The following is a 19,035-nucleotide window of genomic DNA, read 5'->3' as shown; positions in this document are numbered from 1 at the left end:
CTGTTGGAACGATAATAGCTTTGAATTACTAAGGTAATTTGAAGTCAGTATTCATTGAGCCGACAAAATCTTAAATTGAAGAGTTTGATCATGGCTCAGATTGAACGCTGGCGGCAGGCCTAACACATGCAAGTCGAGCGGCAGCGACTTAACTGAACCTTCGGGGAACGTTAAGGGCGGCGAGCGGCGGACGGGTGAGTAATGCCTGGGAAATTGCCCTGATGTGGGGGATAACCATTGGAAACGATGGCTAATACCGCATAATAGCTTCGGCTCAAAGAGGGGGACCTTCGGGCCTCTCGCGTCAGGATATGCCCAGGTGGGATTAGCTAGTTGGTGAGGTAAGGGCTCACCAAGGCGACGATCCCTAGCTGGTCTGAGAGGATGATCAGCCACACTGGAACTGAGACACGGTCCAGACTCCTACGGGAGGCAGCAGTGGGGAATATTGCACAATGGGCGCAAGCCTGATGCAGCCATGCCGCGTGTATGAAGAAGGCCTTCGGGTTGTAAAGTACTTTCAGCAGTGAGGAAGGCGGGTGTGTTAATAGCGCATTCGTTTGACGTTAGCTGCAGAAGAAGCACCGGCTAACTCCGTGCCAGCAGCCGCGGTAATACGGAGGGTGCGAGCGTTAATCGGAATTACTGGGCGTAAAGCGCATGCAGGTGGTTTGTTAAGTCAGATGTGAAAGCCCGGGGCTCAACCTCGGAATTGCATTTGAAACTGGCAGGCTAGAGTACTGTAGAGGGGGGTAGAATTTCAGGTGTAGCGGTGAAATGCGTAGAGATCTGAAGGAATACCGGTGGCGAAGGCGGCCCCCTGGACAGATACTGACACTCAGATGCGAAAGCGTGGGGAGCAAACAGGATTAGATACCCTGGTAGTCCACGCCGTCAACGATGTCTACTTGGAGGTTGTGGCCTTGAGCCGTGGCTTTCGGAGCTAACGCGTTAAGTAGACCGCCTGGGGAGTACGGTCGCAAGATTAAAACTCAAATGAATTGACGGGGGCCCGCACAAGCGGTGGAGCATGTGGTTTAATTCGATGCAACGCGAAGAACCTTACCTACTCTTGACATCCAGAGAATTTAGCAGAGATGCTTTAGTGCCTTCGGGAACTCTGAGACAGGTGCTGCATGGCTGTCGTCAGCTCGTGTTGTGAAATGTTGGGTTAAGTCCCGCAACGAGCGCAACCCTTATCCTTGTTTGCCAGCGAGTAAAGTCGGGAACTCCAGGGAGACTGCCGGTGATAAACCGGAGGAAGGTGGGGACGACGTCAAGTCATCATGGCCCTTACGAGTAGGGCTACACACGTGCTACAATGGCGCATACAGAGGGCGGCCAACTTGCGAAAGTGAGCGAATCCCAAAAAGTGCGTCGTAGTCCGGATTGGAGTCTGCAACTCGACTCCATGAAGTCGGAATCGCTAGTAATCGTGGATCAGAATGCCACGGTGAATACGTTCCCGGGCCTTGTACACACCGCCCGTCACACCATGGGAGTGGGCTGCAAAAGAAGCAGGTAGTTTAACCTTCGGGAGGACGCTTGCCACTTTGTGGTTCATGACTGGGGTGAAGTCGTAACAAGGTAGCGCTAGGGGAACCTGGCGCTGGATCACCTCCTTATACGAATGATTATTGCGATGAGTGTTCACACAGATTGATACGGTTTAGATAAAGAAGAGTATCTTAGTGTCCCGTTCGTCTAGAGGCCTAGGACACCGCCCTTTCACGGCGGTAACAGGGGTTCGACTCCCCTACGGGATACCACGGGTCGTTAGCTCAGTTGGTAGAGCAGTTGACTTTTAATCAATTGGTCGCAGGTTCGAATCCTGCACGACCCACCATTCCTTCCATGGGAATTAAAATAAGATGGGCGATTAGCTCAGTTGGGAGAGCACCTGCCTTACAAGCAGGGGGTCACTGGTTCGAACCCGGTATCGCCCACCACTCTCTAAGTATTTTTGGATTTCAATTTCCAAACCACTTCAGTAAAACGTACGTGGTTCGGATTTCTGACGCTGAGAATCTTTAGAAAGTGCCAAACAGGTACTCTGTTTCGAAAGAAACAACGCTCTTTAACAATTTGGAAAGCTGACAAAATAATCCTTATCTTTAAACAGATAGGCGATTATTTGTAAAGTTCTCAATGTATTCCTTAGTGGAATACACCAACAACACATTCAAGTGTGCTTGGTAAAAACTTGTTTAACAAGTTTCAAAATTGAGTCCGGCAAAATCAAGTCTGCATCATGTTTAAATAATTGCAGACAAACTTGGTGACTTGTTCATCAACTCGAAACTCCTTCGGGTTGTATGGTTAAGTGACTAAGCGTACACGGTGGATGCCTTGGCAGTCAGAGGCGATGAAGGACGTACTAACTTGCGATAAGCCCAGATGAGACAGTAAGAGTCATTTGAGTCTGGGATTTCCGAATGGGGAAACCCACGTGCATAAGCACGTATCATTAACTGAATACATAGGTTAATGAAGCGAACCGGGGGAACTGAAACATCTAAGTACCCCGAGGAAAAGAAATCAATTGAGATTCCGAAAGTAGCGGCGAGCGAAATTGGATTAGCCCTTAAGCTTTATATGCGTCAGGTGAAGGTTCTGGAAAGGACCGCGAAACAGGGTGATAGCCCCGTAACCGGCAGCGTATGTTCAGTGAAATCGAGTAGGGCGGGACACGTGTTATCCTGTCTGAATATGGGGGGACCATCCTCCAAGGCTAAATACTCCTGACTGACCGATAGTGAACCAGTACCGTGAGGGAAAGGCGAAAAGAACCCCTGTGAGGGGAGTGAAATAGAACCTGAAACCGTGTACGTACAAGCAGTAGGAGCACCTTCGTGGTGTGACTGCGTACCTTTTGTATAATGGGTCAGCGACTTATATTCAGTGGCAAGGTTAACCATTTAGGGGAGCCGTAGGGAAACCGAGTCTTAACTGGGCGTTCAGTCTCTGGATATAGACCCGAAACCGGGTGATCTAGCCATGGGCAGGTTGAAGATTGAGTAACATCAATTGGAGGACCGAACCGACTAATGTTGAAAAATTAGCGGATGACTTGTGGCTAGGGGTGAAAGGCCAATCAAACTCGGAGATAGCTGGTTCTCCCCGAAAGCTATTTAGGTAGCGCCTCGGACGAATACTACTGGGGGTAGAGCACTGTTAAGGCTAGGGGGTCATCCCGACTTACCAACCCTTTGCAAACTCCGAATACCAGTAAGTACTATCCGGGAGACACACGGCGGGTGCTAACGTCCGTCGTGGAGAGGGAAACAACCCAGACCGCCAGCTAAGGTCCCAAATTACAGCTAAGTGGGAAACGATGTGGGAAGGCTCAGACAGCTAGGATGTTGGCTTAGAAGCAGCCATCATTTAAAGAAAGCGTAATAGCTCACTAGTCGAGTCGGCCTGCGCGGAAGATGTAACGGGGCTAAGCTGTAAACCGAAGCTGCGGCAATGCGATTTATCGTATTGGGTAGGGGAGCGTTCTGTAAGCCGTTGAAGGTGTGCTGTAAGGCATGCTGGAGGTATCAGAAGTGCGAATGCTGACATGAGTAACGATAAAGGGGGTGAAAAACCTCCTCGCCGGAAGACCAAGGGTTCCTGTCCAACGTTAATCGGGGCAGGGTAAGTCGACCCCTAAGGCGAGGCCGAAAGGCGTAGTCGATGGGAAACGGGTTAATATTCCCGTACTTCTTACAATTGCGATGGGGGGACGGAGAAGGCTAGGTGGGCCTGGCGACGGTTGTCCAGGTTCAAGTGCGTAGGCTTGAGAGTTAGGTAAATCCGGCTCTCTCTAAGGCTGAGACACGATGTCGAGTCACTACGATGATGAAGTCATTGATGCCATGCTTCCAGGAAAAGCCTCTAAGCTTCAGATTGTAAGGAATCGTACCCCAAACCGACACAGGTGGTCGGGTAGAGAATACCAAGGCGCTTGAGAGAAACTCGGGTGAAGGAACTAGGCAAAATGGTACCGTAACTTCGGGAGAAGGTACGCTCTTGACGGTGAAGTCCCTCGCGGATGGAGCTATTGAGAGTCGCAGATACCAGGTGGCTGCAACTGTTTATTAAAAACACAGCACTGTGCAAAATCGTAAGATGACGTATACGGTGTGACGCCTGCCCGGTGCCGGAAGGTTAATTGATGGGGTTAGACTTCGGTCGAAGCTCTTGATCGAAGCCCCGGTAAACGGCGGCCGTAACTATAACGGTCCTAAGGTAGCGAAATTCCTTGTCGGGTAAGTTCCGACCTGCACGAATGGCGTAATGATGGCCACGCTGTCTCCACCCGAGACTCAGTGAAATTGAAATCGCTGTGAAGATGCAGTGTACCCGCGGCTAGACGGAAAGACCCCGTGAACCTTTACTACAGCTTGGCACTGAACATTGAACCTACATGTGTAGGATAGGTGGGAGGCTTTGAAGACGTGACGCCAGTTGCGTTGGAGCCGTCCTTGAAATACCACCCTTGTATGTTTGATGTTCTAACTCTGGACCGTTATCCGGTTCGAGGACAGTGCCTGGTGGGTAGTTTGACTGGGGCGGTCTCCTCCCAAAGAGTAACGGAGGAGCACGAAGGTGGGCTAATCACGGTTGGACATCGTGAGGTTAGTGCAATGGCATAAGCCCGCTTGACTGCGAGAATGACAATTCGAGCAGGTGCGAAAGCAGGTCATAGTGATCCGGTGGTTCTGAATGGAAGGGCCATCGCTCAACGGATAAAAGGTACTCCGGGGATAACAGGCTGATACCGCCCAAGAGTTCATATCGACGGCGGTGTTTGGCACCTCGATGTCGGCTCATCACATCCTGGGGCTGAAGTCGGTCCCAAGGGTATGGCTGTTCGCCATTTAAAGTGGTACGCGAGCTGGGTTTAGAACGTCGTGAGACAGTTCGGTCCCTATCTGCCGTGGGCGTTGGAAGATTGAAGGGGGCTGCTCCTAGTACGAGAGGACCGGAGTGGACGAACCTCTGGTGTTCGGGTTGTGTCGCCAGACGCATTGCCCGGTAGCTAAGTTCGGAATCGATAACCGCTGAAAGCATCTAAGCGGGAAGCGAGCCCTGAGATGAGTCTTCCCTGACACTTTAAGTGTCCTAAAGGGTTGTTCGAGACTAGAACGTTGATAGGCAGGGTGTGTAAGCGTTGTGAGGCGTTGAGCTAACCTGTACTAATTGCCCGTGAGGCTTAACCATACAACACCCAAGGGGTTTTGATGGACTCAATGCAAGTGCATTGAATGTGTGTGAGAACATAAACAGCTTTCCAGATTTTAAAATTTTGCTTGGCGACCATAGCGTTTTGGACCCACCTGATTCCATTCCGAACTCAGAAGTGAAACGAAACAGCGTCGATGGTAGTGTGGGGCTTCCCCATGTGAGAGTAGAACATCGCCAGGCTCTTATTCTTGTCTTCAGATTTTAGAAAATCTGAAAGCAAAACTGCGTGCTTGTCTACTAAGTAGACGAGTCACCATAAAGCTTTTAAAAAACTTAAAGTTTTATGTTGACTTTCACGGTGCACAGCGTAATATACGCGTCCTGCCCAAGTGCTAAGGCACTGAAAGCAAAGCTCTTTAACAATATAAACCTATCAATCTGTGTGGGCACTCGTTGATGATAATCGAAGATGATTCTAAAGAATCAACTTAGGTATCAATGAACTGAGTGACCAATCGATACTTCGGTATCGGCACAGTCAATTCATTATCATTCTGTTGGAATGATAATAGCTTTGAATTACTAAGGTAATTTGAAGTCAGTATTCATTGAGCCGACAAAATCTTAAATTGAAGAGTTTGATCATGGCTCAGATTGAACGCTGGCGGCAGGCCTAACACATGCAAGTCGAGCGGCAGCGACTTAACTGAACCTTCGGGGAACGTTAAGGGCGGCGAGCGGCGGACGGGTGAGTAATGCCTGGGAAATTGCCCTGATGTGGGGGATAACCATTGGAAACGATGGCTAATACCGCATAATAGCTTCGGCTCAAAGAGGGGGACCTTCGGGCCTCTCGCGTCAGGATATGCCCAGGTGGGATTAGCTAGTTGGTGAGGTAAGGGCTCACCAAGGCGACGATCCCTAGCTGGTCTGAGAGGATGATCAGCCACACTGGAACTGAGACACGGTCCAGACTCCTACGGGAGGCAGCAGTGGGGAATATTGCACAATGGGCGCAAGCCTGATGCAGCCATGCCGCGTGTATGAAGAAGGCCTTCGGGTTGTAAAGTACTTTCAGCAGTGAGGAAGGCGGGTGTGTTAATAGCGCATTCGTTTGACGTTAGCTGCAGAAGAAGCACCGGCTAACTCCGTGCCAGCAGCCGCGGTAATACGGAGGGTGCGAGCGTTAATCGGAATTACTGGGCGTAAAGCGCATGCAGGTGGTTTGTTAAGTCAGATGTGAAAGCCCGGGGCTCAACCTCGGAATTGCATTTGAAACTGGCAGGCTAGAGTACTGTAGAGGGGGGTAGAATTTCAGGTGTAGCGGTGAAATGCGTAGAGATCTGAAGGAATACCGGTGGCGAAGGCGGCCCCCTGGACAGATACTGACACTCAGATGCGAAAGCGTGGGGAGCAAACAGGATTAGATACCCTGGTAGTCCACGCCGTCAACGATGTCTACTTGGAGGTTGTGGCCTTGAGCCGTGGCTTTCGGAGCTAACGCGTTAAGTAGACCGCCTGGGGAGTACGGTCGCAAGATTAAAACTCAAATGAATTGACGGGGGCCCGCACAAGCGGTGGAGCATGTGGTTTAATTCGATGCAACGCGAAGAACCTTACCTACTCTTGACATCCAGAGAATTTAGCAGAGATGCTTTAGTGCCTTCGGGAACTCTGAGACAGGTGCTGCATGGCTGTCGTCAGCTCGTGTTGTGAAATGTTGGGTTAAGTCCCGCAACGAGCGCAACCCTTATCCTTGTTTGCCAGCGAGTAAAGTCGGGAACTCCAGGGAGACTGCCGGTGATAAACCGGAGGAAGGTGGGGACGACGTCAAGTCATCATGGCCCTTACGAGTAGGGCTACACACGTGCTACAATGGCGCATACAGAGGGCGGCCAACTTGCGAAAGTGAGCGAATCCCAAAAAGTGCGTCGTAGTCCGGATTGGAGTCTGCAACTCGACTCCATGAAGTCGGAATCGCTAGTAATCGTGGATCAGAATGCCACGGTGAATACGTTCCCGGGCCTTGTACACACCGCCCGTCACACCATGGGAGTGGGCTGCAAAAGAAGCAGGTAGTTTAACCTTCGGGAGGACGCTTGCCACTTTGTGGTTCATGACTGGGGTGAAGTCGTAACAAGGTAGCGCTAGGGGAACCTGGCGCTGGATCACCTCCTTATACGAATGATTATTGCGATGAGTGTTCACACAGATTGATGGTTTATAACGTTTAAGAGACGATACTGGGTCTGTAGCTCAGGTGGTTAGAGCGTTCGCCTGATAAGCGAGAGGTCGGTGGTTCGAGTCCACTCAGACCCACCAATCTTCCTCCCGGGAGATTGGCACACAGTATCAACACCTGATGGGGCTATAGCTCAGCTGGGAGAGCGCCTGCCTTGCACGCAGGAGGTCTGCGGTTCGATCCCGCATAGCTCCACCATCTTTAAGCGCTCTTACGAGTGTGTTTAAAAATGGTTCATCTCATCAGAGATACGAATCTTGCTCTTTAACAATTTGGAAAGCTGACAAAATAATCTTTTAGATTATTTGTAAAGTTCTCAATGTATTCCTTAATAGAATACACCAACAACACATTCAAGTGTGCTTGGTAGAAACTTGTTTTCAAGTTTCAAAATTGAGTCCGGCAAAATCAAGTCTGCATCATGTTTAAATAATTGCAGACAAACTTGGTGACTTGTTCATCAACTCGAAACTCCTTCGGGTTGTATGGTTAAGTGACTAAGCGTACACGGTGGATGCCTTGGCAGTCAGAGGCGATGAAGGACGTACTAACTTGCGATAAGCCCAGATGAGACAGTAAGAGTCATTTGAGTCTGGGATTTCCGAATGGGGAAACCCACGTGCATAAGCACGTATCATTAACTGAATACATAGGTTAATGAAGCGAACCGGGGGAACTGAAACATCTAAGTACCCCGAGGAAAAGAAATCAATTGAGATTCCGAAAGTAGCGGCGAGCGAAATTGGATTAGCCCTTAAGCTTTATATGCGTCAGGTGAAGGTTCTGGAAAGGACCGCGAAACAGGGTGATAGCCCCGTAACCGGCAGCGTATGTTCAGTGAAATCGAGTAGGGCGGGACACGTGTTATCCTGTCTGAATATGGGGGGACCATCCTCCAAGGCTAAATACTCCTGACTGACCGATAGTGAACCAGTACCGTGAGGGAAAGGCGAAAAGAACCCCTGTGAGGGGAGTGAAATAGAACCTGAAACCGTGTACGTACAAGCAGTAGGAGCACCTTCGTGGTGTGACTGCGTACCTTTTGTATAATGGGTCAGCGACTTATATTCAGTGGCAAGGTTAACCATTTAGGGGAGCCGTAGGGAAACCGAGTCTTAACTGGGCGTTCAGTCTCTGGATATAGACCCGAAACCGGGTGATCTAGCCATGGGCAGGTTGAAGATTGAGTAACATCAATTGGAGGACCGAACCGACTAATGTTGAAAAATTAGCGGATGACTTGTGGCTAGGGGTGAAAGGCCAATCAAACTCGGAGATAGCTGGTTCTCCCCGAAAGCTATTTAGGTAGCGCCTCGGACGAATACTACTGGGGGTAGAGCACTGTTAAGGCTAGGGGGTCATCCCGACTTACCAACCCTTTGCAAACTCCGAATACCAGTAAGTACTATCCGGGAGACACACGGCGGGTGCTAACGTCCGTCGTGGAGAGGGAAACAACCCAGACCGCCAGCTAAGGTCCCAAATTACAGCTAAGTGGGAAACGATGTGGGAAGGCTCAGACAGCTAGGATGTTGGCTTAGAAGCAGCCATCATTTAAAGAAAGCGTAATAGCTCACTAGTCGAGTCGGCCTGCGCGGAAGATGTAACGGGGCTAAGCTGTAAACCGAAGCTGCGGCAATGCGATTTATCGTATTGGGTAGGGGAGCGTTCTGTAAGCCGTTGAAGGTGTGCTGTAAGGCATGCTGGAGGTATCAGAAGTGCGAATGCTGACATGAGTAACGATAAAGGGGGTGAAAAACCTCCTCGCCGGAAGACCAAGGGTTCCTGTCCAACGTTAATCGGGGCAGGGTAAGTCGACCCCTAAGGCGAGGCCGAAAGGCGTAGTCGATGGGAAACGGGTTAATATTCCCGTACTTCTTACAATTGCGATGGGGGGACGGAGAAGGCTAGGTGGGCCTGGCGACGGTTGTCCAGGTTCAAGTGCGTAGGCTTGAGAGTTAGGTAAATCCGGCTCTCTCTAAGGCTGAGACACGATGTCGAGTCACTACGATGATGAAGTCATTGATGCCATGCTTCCAGGAAAAGCCTCTAAGCTTCAGATTGTAAGGAATCGTACCCCAAACCGACACAGGTGGTCGGGTAGAGAATACCAAGGCGCTTGAGAGAACTCGGGTGAAGGAACTAGGCAAAATGGTACCGTAACTTCGGGAGAAGGTACGCTCTTGACGGTGAAGTCCCTCGCGGATGGAGCTATTGAGAGTCGCAGATACCAGGTGGCTGCAACTGTTTATTAAAAACACAGCACTGTGCAAAATCGTAAGATGACGTATACGGTGTGACGCCTGCCCGGTGCCGGAAGGTTAATTGATGGGGTTAGACTTCGGTCGAAGCTCTTGATCGAAGCCCCGGTAAACGGCGGCCGTAACTATAACGGTCCTAAGGTAGCGAAATTCCTTGTCGGGTAAGTTCCGACCTGCACGAATGGCGTAATGATGGCCACGCTGTCTCCACCCGAGACTCAGTGAAATTGAAATCGCTGTGAAGATGCAGTGTACCCGCGGCTAGACGGAAAGACCCCGTGAACCTTTACTACAGCTTGGCACTGAACATTGAACCTACATGTGTAGGATAGGTGGGAGGCTTTGAAGACGTGACGCCAGTTGCGTTGGAGCCGTCCTTGAAATACCACCCTTGTATGTTTGATGTTCTAACTCTGGACCGTTATCCGGTTCGAGGACAGTGCCTGGTGGGTAGTTTGACTGGGGCGGTCTCCTCCCAAAGAGTAACGGAGGAGCACGAAGGTGGGCTAATCACGGTTGGACATCGTGAGGTTAGTGCAATGGCATAAGCCCGCTTGACTGCGAGAATGACAATTCGAGCAGGTGCGAAAGCAGGTCATAGTGATCCGGTGGTTCTGAATGGAAGGGCCATCGCTCAACGGATAAAAGGTACTCCGGGGATAACAGGCTGATACCGCCCAAGAGTTCATATCGACGGCGGTGTTTGGCACCTCGATGTCGGCTCATCACATCCTGGGGCTGAAGTCGGTCCCAAGGGTATGGCTGTTCGCCATTTAAAGTGGTACGCGAGCTGGGTTTAGAACGTCGTGAGACAGTTCGGTCCCTATCTGCCGTGGGCGTTGGAAGATTGAAGGGGGCTGCTCCTAGTACGAGAGGACCGGAGTGGACGAACCTCTGGTGTTCGGGTTGTGTCGCCAGACGCATTGCCCGGTAGCTAAGTTCGGAATCGATAACCGCTGAAAGCATCTAAGCGGGAAGCGAGCCCTGAGATGAGTCTTCCCTGACACTTTAAGTGTCCTAAAGGGTTGTTCGAGACTAGAACGTTGATAGGCAGGGTGTGTAAGCGTTGTGAGGCGTTGAGCTAACCTGTACTAATTGCCCGTGAGGCTTAACCATACAACACCCAAGGGGTTTTGATTGGACTCAATGCAAGTACATTGAATGTGTGTGAGAACTTAAACAGCTTTCCAGATTTTTTGTCTTCACTTTTTTAGAAAAAGTGAAAATAAAAACAGAATTTGCTTGGCGACCATAGCGTTTTGGACCCACCTGATCCCATTCCGAACTCAGAAGTGAAACGAAACAGCGTCGATGGTAGTGTGGGGTTTCCCCATGTGAGAGTAGAACATCGCCAGGCTTTAATTTCTTGCTTCAGATTACTCCTTTTTAAGGAATAACCTGAAAGCAAAAACGAGAAAAGACTTTATAGTCTGACCAATGCGGAGCGGTAGTTCAGTTGGTTAGAATACCGGCCTGTCACGCCGGGGGTCGCGGGTTCGAGTCCCGTCCGCTCCGCCACTTATTTACAGAAACCCAGTCTTGTGACTGGGTTTTTTGTTTTCTGCTATTCCAAACCCTGGCGTTATACCAATCACACTAATACCAATCACACTAATTAACTGGTCAATATAGTCCAATCTCTAAAGCAGAGCGAAATGACTCGACTTTTGTCTGCACAAAAGCGATTCCAAGCACTACACAGCTTGTCGACAATATCGTCGTAACATTCAAAACACCTATTGGCTATTTCGTTCTGACGCAACCAACTCCATACCTGCTCTATTGGGTTGAGTTCCGGTGAATAGGGCGGTATATGAATGACAGTCAGGTTCTTGAATGAATCAGCAAGATAATACCAATCACACTAATTAACTGGTCAATATAGTCCAATCTCTAAAGCAGAGCGAAATGACTCGACTTTTGTCTGCACAAAAGCGATTCCAAGCACTACACAGCTTGTCGACAATATCGTCGTAACATTCAAAACACCTATTGGCTATTTCGTTCTGACGCAACCAACTCCATACCTGCTCTATTGGGTTGAGTTCCGGTGAATAGGGCGGTATATGAATGACAGTCAGGTTCTTGAATGAATCAGCAAGATAATACCAATCACACTAATTAACTGGTCAATATAGTCCAATCTCTAAAGCAGAGCGAAATGACTCTGCTTTTGTCTGCACAAAAGCGATTCCAAGCACTACACAGCTTGTCGACAATATCGTCGTAACATTCAAAACACCTATTGGCTATTTCGTTCTGACGCAACCAACTCCATACCTGCTCTATTGGGTTGAGTTCCGGTGAATAGGGCGGTATATGAATGACAGTCAGGTTTCTTGAATGAATCAGCAAGATAACTTTGATGCCAACTGGCTTGAACCATGATGACGACAGCATGTTTGTCTGCGGGTGTGGATTGAGAAATGAGCCTGAGTTGCTCTTTCATTGCTTCCATGTTGCTCATCGGAACAACAATAGCTTCAGTTTCTCCGGTATTAACGCACACCGCTCCAAATAGGTACGCATACTCAAATTGCTGTTGTTGTACCGCTCTGGGACGAGTCCCTTTTTCTGCCCATATTCGGGTTGTTGTGTTGCGCTGGCCAAATCTGGCTTCATCTTGAAACCAGATTTGAACATCTTTTAAAGCAACATGTCCTGGGATCTTAAGGATCGTTTCTATTGGGAATTTTTTTAAAAGCTTCTTGTGCTTCTACAGATTGCTTTGGGTGCTTTGAACGCGTTGTTATCCAAACTAAATCAAGCTTTATCAATATCTTATAGATGCCTGATAAGCTGTACGATAGGCCAAATTCTTCATGGATGAATTCAATAATATCTGTCCCCTGTAGTCTGCCACCTTCAGGCTTAATCGCATTGGAAGTGATGTACAGCTTTAACTGGGATAGCTGGTCTTCAGTCAGTCGTGGAGGACGGCCTGTATGCTGCTTTTCTACCAAGCCTTCAACACCATTCTTTAAATAAGCCGCGACCCAGTTATTGATACTGGTACGGCTGGCTTTTAAATATTTGGCGATCTGAGTGCGGCTTTTTCCATCCACGAAATGAGATATCGCAAGAAGTCTCGTACGCATCCTAGCATCGGATGTTTCACGAATAAGTTTTGGGAAGTCAGGGGTCGTCATATCAGCTCCTATTGAAGCTGATATTAGATCATAAAATTAGTGCGATTGGTATTATCCAAGCCGGTCGCTATAATTTGAGCCCCTAGCCCCTAGCCCCTAGCCCCTAGCCCCTAGCCCCTAGCCCCTAGCCCCTAGCCCCTAACAAAAAAGCCCCGCTTGTAACGGCCTGTCTCTTGATCACATCTCATAGGTCAAGAGACTTGGCTAACAGATAACCTTCAAGGATGGTTTGTAATAAGAACCATCCTTCCCATAACCGCTCCCAACCCACACGACCATTACGTTTCGAGTCATACCATCCCGCGAGCTTGCCGAGATTGATGTATGCCCAGTACACACTTGGTGCTCTTTTAGGGGGGCGCGTCTTTTCCTGTTTTGACCAAAGTAGCTTCCAAGCAACCGGACTCAAGAGCGTTTCACAACTCTGTTTTTCCGCTTCTTTTTTGTTCAGACCAAGATAACGCAGTTGATGAACACGAACGGCTATGAACGCTAGGATGACGACCATCTTTTCTAAATTCTCTTTATTTTGCATACGGAGCTCCTCAACCTGTGTTCCTCCGCTTTTCCAGGCTTTGTGGAACTCCTCAATCAACCAGCGTTTTTCATAGTAATCCAAGATACGCTTAGCATCCTCTTTACTCAACACTGGCTCTGACGTGAGAATATGCCAGCAAAGGGCCTGCTCGTGATTCGTTTCCTGACAGCCCACATAGTACAATGAGACGGGTTCACCTCGTTTGTTTGCTGGCATTTTGATGGTGATTGGGGCATATCGAACTTCGCAGATAGCCTCTCGAGCTTTACGTCCTCCTCGTTGCTTAACCTGAACTTTTCTTTCATCTGCGGGCTGTAAGGCATCACTAAATGAGTACAGCTTGTCTGTACTCTCTTCGATGCACCGGCTTTGCATCGATCGGACGACAAAGCGTTGTCGGTTGGTCATTTTATAGGTCAGGTATTCAATGATGTCGGCTTCTCTGTCACAGACGGAGATAACCTTGTCTATCACTGAGCCGAGACGTTTTTCCATGGCTCTCGACGCACGTTCCCATTTAAAGCTTTCCTTCTCTTCATAGGCTCGGTTACCTCGCTGAGCTTTCTTTCCATATAAGCTCATGTCCCTTATCCAGCGCTCCTGCTCAATCAACCCCACAACCTGCTTCTCCTCGGGAGCAAACAGCAACACGGAGTGAGCATGCATGCCTTTGGCGCTTTTCCTAGAGGTGGTATATCCCATTTCATCCCTGACGGTTTCGATGGGTAAAGTCCAGTGAGGTTGTATCTTCCAAAGCCAGTAGACAGTCATAAGATTGAGCCAGTTCGGCCGTTGCGGCAAAGCCTGCTTCTGCAATCGATTGAGAGTCAATAGCATGATTGCGGGTAAAACGGTAAGCGGCTTCAATGTCAGAAGGAGATTTTAAAGATTGCACAATAGACTGCCCTACGTGATTAGCAAGAGATGCGGTGAGTTTAACTAAACGTTTGGTTCGTCTAAGATCTCCGAGATTAGCTTGTGAAAAAGTCTCAGTCGCCCATTGCTCTGCATCTGTTAAAAACACCATACTTTACCTCAACACTTTGTTTTTTGTTGAGATCATAAAAATCGACAAAAATTCAAAAAAAAATCCCTCAACTTTCATCGAGGGATTTGTGTAGGAAAGACAGGCTTGTAACGGCGGGGCTTTGGTATATTTTTCCTAATGAAGGTTTAAGTGCGTTGAGCGACTTTAGCCTTCAGTGCTTGTTTTTCTGCTTCAGACAAGAAAGCGAGCTCCAGGCCGTTGATTTGAGCCTGACGGATTTGCTCCTGGCTCAGGCCTGCTTGCGGTGCTGCCACTTCATACTCGTATGGTAGTTCGATGCCTTCTACTGCCGGATCATCGGTATTCAGACACGCCGGCACACCGTGCTCAAGGAAACGCTTGAGCGGGTGTTGTGCCAGGCTGGTAACGGTGCTGGTTTGAATGTTCGATGTCAGGCATGACTCAATACCAATCCGGTGTTTAGCCAGATAATCCATCAGCTGCGGATCTTCAATGGCTTTGACACCGTGGCCAATACGGGTTGCACCTAATTCGCGAATAGCCTGCCACATGCTCTGTGGGCCAGCGGCTTCGCCTGCGTGGACGGTAATATTCAGTCCGGCATCGCGTGCTTGTTTAAAGTGGCTGACAAATCGGTCGCCAGGTTGTCCCAGCTCATCTCCGGCCAAATCGAGTGCGACGATGTGCTGTTTCTGGCTCAGAATGCCCTCCAGCTCTTGCTGACACGCTTTTGTACCGAAAGTACGGCTCAGTATGCCAATCAGGTTAGCTTGCACGCCAAAATCGCGTACACCGGCTTGTACGCCATCGACTACTGCTTCCACGACACCGGCAATTGGCAGATTATGTTTCATTGCCATGTAATAAGGGGAGAAACGCAGTTCGGCATAATCGATCTGCGCGTTGAGTGCATCCTCAACGTTTTCGTAGGCCACGCGGCGACAAGCGTCCAGATCACCCAGTACAGCCACACCCCAGTCAAGTTTGGACAGAAAGGCAACCAGAGAGGGTTCGGCTTCGACAATTTGTACATGCGGTGTCAGTGCTTCCACAGTATCGGCTGGTAACGCCATACCAAACTTCTGGCCAAGCTCAAGGATGGTTTGAGTGCGGATGTTGCCGTCAAGGTGGCGGTGTAGATCAGTCAGGGGAATATTTTTTGTAATCATTGTCATGTACCAAGTCAAATTCTGCGCTAAGTATAAAAACCAAACGGGTCAGTGTCAGTAGTGGTAGTGGCCGAATCTGGCTTATTTTGCTGCGACTTTGTTCTTGTTTACTGTATGTGTTGATCTCTCGCTATTCAGTGAAAGGATACTGTAGCGGGCAGCACGTAGCGGCGGAAAATAAAAAAGGTGGCCTGATTAAAGGCCACCTTGCTTGGCTCTATAGAAGAGAATGCTTCAGGTTAATACAATTCTTTCAGCTTGCGCGTCAGAGTATTACGTCCCCAGCCAAGCACTTTGGCGGCATCTTGTTTATGGCCGTTAGTATGATTCAACGCGGCTTCCAGCAGGATGCGTTCAAATTCCGGCAGAGCATAAGAGAGGATTTCAGTTTCACCGGATGCCAGGGCGGATTTTGCCCAGGCTTCCAGTTGCTTCTGCCAGCTGATATCACTGTCAAAGTCGACCGTTTTCTTCTCTGCCAGTAACTCTGAGGGCAGGTCGCTTGGCAACACTTCGGTACCACTTGCCATGACAGTCAGCCAGCGACACATGTTCTCTAACTGACGTACGTTACCCGGCCAATCGAGGCGATTGAGAATTTCGATGGTTTTGCTATGCAGCGTTTTCATCTCCACACCCAACTCTTTGGCAGCCAGAGCAAGAAAATGTTTAGTCAGTTTATCGATGTCCTGACGACGCTCACGCAAAGCGGGGATCTGAATGCGGATGACGTTAAGGCGGTGGAACAAGTCTTCACGGAACTTACCCTGATGAACCAGTTTTTCCAGATTCTGGTGCGTCGCGGCGACAATACGCACATCCACTTTGATTGCGGAATGGCCACCGACACGATAGAAAACTGTCCATCGGCCAGTACCCTTAGCAAACGGGTCTGAATGTCGAGTGGCATGTCACCGATCTCATCCAGAAACAGTGTCCCGCCATTGGCCTGTTCAAAACGGCCCTGACGTACATTGTTGGCGCCGGTAAAGGCTCCTTTTTCATGGCCGAACAGTTCCGATTCGATCAGGTCTTTCGGGATTGCGGCCATATTGAGTGCGATAAACGGGTTCTGCGCCCGCGGGCTGTGGCGGTGCAGAGCATGCGCGACCAGTTCTTTACCTGTACCTGATTCACCGTTAATCAATACTGAAATCGAAGAGCGGGACAGGCGGCCGATGGCGCGAAACACTTCCTGCATTGCCGGCGCTTCACCGATGATTTCCGGTGTATCGTAAGTTGGTACCTGATTCTGTGACTGCTCTTTACGCTGTTCCTGGCCATGGGCTATCGCACGTTCAACCAGAGTGAGTGTCTCATCCACATCAAACGGCTTCGGCAGATATTCGAATGCCCCCTTCTGATAGGCATTCACGGCTGCATCCAGGTCGGAGTGGGCCGTCATGATGATCACCGGGAGCTCTGGTGAGCGCGAGTGTACCTGATGCAGTAACTCGATTCCGTCGATCCCGGGCATACGAATATCAGAAACCAGGACATCCGGAGTTTCTCGTTCTAATGCCATCAGAACGCTTTCCGCATCGGAGAAGGTTTCACATTTAATGTTTGCTGACGATAGGGTTTTTTCCATCACCCAACGAATAGAACTGTCGTCATCGACAACCCAAACGTATCCTTTACTCATAGTATTCTTCCTCAACAGCAACCCCCATTCTAAGCGGTCGCATAATCACACCATTAGATGGGTAAATAAATCGTAAATATGGTTCGTCCTGGCCAGCTTTCTACATCGATTTTTCCATTGTGCTGGTCGATCAGGTTTTGAGATATCGACAGGCCAAGTCCGGTTCCACCTTCCCGGCCACTGACCATAGGGTAGAACAGCGTATCCTGCAGCTCGAGCGGGATACCCGGGCCGTTATCAATGATCTCAATGCGGGCCACCAACTTGTGTCGCTGGCCGTGAATATTGGCTTGGTGAACGGTGCGGGTGCGCAGGGTTATCACGCCATGCGACTGCTGTGACAAAATTTGCGCAGCGTTACTGACGATATTGAGCAGAGCCTGCTCGATTTGATCGGTATCCATCATGATATTGGGCAGGCTGGGATCGTAATCCCGTTCAATCTGCAACTCTTTGCCACCTTCGAGTTCAACCAGCTGACGAACCTTTTCCAGGATCAGGTGCAGGTTTTCCGACGTTTTCTTGCCGGGCTTCTGCGGGCCGAGCAAACGGTCGACCAGGGCTCGCAGTCGATCCGCCTGTTCGATAATGATCTGGGTGTATTCGGTCAGGCTCTGGTCCGGTAGCATGCGTTCCAGCAGCTGGGCTGCGCCGCGTAAACCTCCCAACGGGTTTTTAATCTCATGAGCTAACCCCCGCACCAGCAGTTTTGCTGCTTGTTGCTGCGCATGCTGATTGAGCTCCTGTGTCAGGCGGCGTTGCTGGCCGATCTTTCGCATTTCAACCAACAGCATCAGGCTCTTCTGCCACGAAATCGGACTGACGGTCACTTCCAGCATTAAGGGTTTGCCGTCAACCACGAAGGTGACATCACTGTCGGTAATACTCTGTCCGCTTTGCAATGGCTGAGAAAGCAAAGCCAGGTCCATCGAGGCGTGTTGAATCAGTTTTGACAGCGGTTGATTGATAATGCGCTTGGCACTTTGGGAAAACAGTTGTTCGGCCGCCGGGTTGGCGTAACGTACGCACAATGTTTCATCCAACATCAAGGTGGCGGTTACAACATTGTTCAGAATGGTTTCGCTTAGCTCTGCACTCACAGTATCGTCCTTGCCGTGTTCCAAAATGATGCAATGCACAATTATGGTGCACTGTTTTGTCAAGTATGGCGCAACGGTATAGAAATAAAAAGTGAAATACCCTGTTAAATCGGGCGATTGAGTGCTGTTCACACCTATTTAATTGATGCCCGATGCAGATACACCGTTACTTTACTAGACGATGCAATAACCTTGCCGCTTACAAGAGCCTGAATTAAAAAGGTATGTGACCCGCGTTCAATATTACTCAGCTGCCACACTGTTTTGGTGCCGGGTGCACCAAAAGGCTGATCATCGAGCAGTAATTGCAGAGTTTCTTGCTCAGACAGTGCGCGGTTTAGTGCGATATGCAGGGTGATGTTGCCCTGATTGTCGTGAATTGTCTGTTCATGAGTCGGTTTTAACCACTCTATGTGCAGCTCTGTCTGAGCGATTGTGTGCTGTTTCGGTGCAACCTGTGTTGTTGCCGCATTTATCGATGGGGTCAACGCGGGCGATGCGTCATTAACGGGCAGTGTCTCATTAACGGATAGGGCATCATTAACGGATAGTGCCCGGGCATGGGCATGGGCATGAGTTGGATTATCGCTAAAATGGACGGTGCCCTGATAATCGGTCCAGGTATAGATGGTCCGGGGATGAGTGTCTGCTGCGGGCAGCAGGCACAGCAGTAATACAAGGTTTGTAAGGGGAATGGTCAGTTTCATGCTACTCCCTGGCTGAGCTGTCATGTGGCAGTGAGCAGACAAG

3 protein-coding genes, 6 tRNA genes, 6 rRNA genes and 5 pseudogenes are annotated in these 19,035 nt (G+C 49.5%); 12 read left to right on the top strand and 8 right to left on the bottom strand.

Annotation, left to right across the window (positions count from 1 at the left end; all coding sequences use genetic code 11):
* Window positions 1–72: 72 nt before the first annotated feature.
* The 12 genes from ABDK09_22825 to ABDK09_22770 all read left to right on the top strand — a co-directional run bounded on the left by ABDK09_22825 (window position 73) and on the right by ABDK09_22770 (window position 11,193).
* Window positions 73–1,625: ribosomal RNA gene (locus ABDK09_22825) — 16S ribosomal RNA — on the top strand.
* 68 nt (window positions 1,626–1,693) lie between these two features.
* Window positions 1,694–1,769: transfer RNA gene (locus ABDK09_22820), tRNA-Glu, on the top strand.
* 1 nt (window position 1,770) lies between these two features.
* Window positions 1,771–1,846: transfer RNA gene (locus tag ABDK09_22815), tRNA-Lys, on the top strand.
* A gap of 27 nt (window positions 1,847–1,873) precedes the next feature.
* Window positions 1,874–1,949: transfer RNA gene (locus tag ABDK09_22810), tRNA-Val, on the top strand.
* A gap of 368 nt (window positions 1,950–2,317) precedes the next feature.
* Window positions 2,318–5,208 (top strand): 23S ribosomal RNA (locus ABDK09_22805).
* Between the two features lie 88 nt (window positions 5,209–5,296).
* Window positions 5,297–5,412: ribosomal RNA gene (gene rrf, locus ABDK09_22800) — 5S ribosomal RNA — on the top strand.
* A 386-nt stretch (window positions 5,413–5,798) separates the two neighbouring features.
* Window positions 5,799–7,351: ribosomal RNA gene (locus ABDK09_22795) — 16S ribosomal RNA — on the top strand.
* A 66-nt stretch (window positions 7,352–7,417) separates the two neighbouring features.
* Window positions 7,418–7,494 (top strand) — tRNA-Ile (locus ABDK09_22790).
* 42 nt (window positions 7,495–7,536) lie between these two features.
* A tRNA-Ala gene (locus ABDK09_22785) sits at window positions 7,537–7,612 on the top strand.
* A gap of 289 nt (window positions 7,613–7,901) precedes the next feature.
* A 23S ribosomal RNA gene (locus ABDK09_22780) occupies window positions 7,902–10,791 on the top strand.
* A 125-nt stretch (window positions 10,792–10,916) separates the two neighbouring features.
* Window positions 10,917–11,032 (top strand): 5S ribosomal RNA (rrf, locus tag ABDK09_22775).
* The 16S, 23S and 5S rRNA genes sit together here with 6 tRNA genes alongside, the layout of an rRNA operon.
* 84 nt (window positions 11,033–11,116) lie before the next feature.
* A tRNA-Asp gene (locus ABDK09_22770) sits at window positions 11,117–11,193 on the top strand.
* A 97-nt stretch (window positions 11,194–11,290) separates the two neighbouring features.
* Here the strand turns inward: ABDK09_22770 and ABDK09_22765 are convergent.
* From ABDK09_22765 to ABDK09_22730, 8 genes and pseudogenes are all read right to left on the bottom strand, one after another.
* Window positions 11,291–11,524: pseudogene (locus tag ABDK09_22765) on the bottom strand (transposase).
* Between the two features lie 19 nt (window positions 11,525–11,543).
* A pseudogene (locus tag ABDK09_22760) lies at window positions 11,544–11,777 on the bottom strand (transposase).
* A 19-nt stretch (window positions 11,778–11,796) separates the two neighbouring features.
* A pseudogene (locus tag ABDK09_22755) lies at window positions 11,797–12,824 on the bottom strand (IS630 family transposase).
* A gap of 184 nt (window positions 12,825–13,008) precedes the next feature.
* Window positions 13,009–14,389 (bottom strand): annotated as a pseudogene (locus ABDK09_22750) (IS4 family transposase).
* Between the two features lie 146 nt (window positions 14,390–14,535).
* On the bottom strand, window positions 14,536–15,540 hold the full coding sequence (gene add, locus ABDK09_22745) for an adenosine deaminase (GenBank protein ID XAW89448.1): 1,005 nt from the start codon (window positions 15,538–15,540) through the stop codon (window positions 14,536–14,538).
* A 239-nt stretch (window positions 15,541–15,779) separates the two neighbouring features.
* Window positions 15,780–17,185, bottom strand: a pseudogene (gene glnG / locus ABDK09_22740) (nitrogen regulation protein NR(I)).
* 53 nt (window positions 17,186–17,238) lie between these two features.
* A complete protein-coding gene (gene glnL / locus ABDK09_22735; protein ID XAW89447.1) occupies window positions 17,239–18,285 on the bottom strand; it encodes a nitrogen regulation protein NR(II) in 1,047 nt (348 codons plus the stop codon).
* Between the two features lie 134 nt (window positions 18,286–18,419).
* Complete coding sequence (locus ABDK09_22730; protein XAW89446.1) at window positions 18,420–18,992, bottom strand: DUF4124 domain-containing protein; 573 nt, start codon at window positions 18,990–18,992, stop codon at window positions 18,420–18,422.
* Between the last annotated feature and the right edge of the window lie 43 nt (window positions 18,993–19,035).

Origin of the sequence: Vibrio sp. CDRSL-10 TSBA (assembly GCA_039696685.1) — a bacterium.
Classification (GTDB): Bacteria; Pseudomonadota; Gammaproteobacteria; order Enterobacterales; family Vibrionaceae; genus Vibrio.
This window is presented reverse-complemented; position numbering and strand designations above follow the sequence as displayed.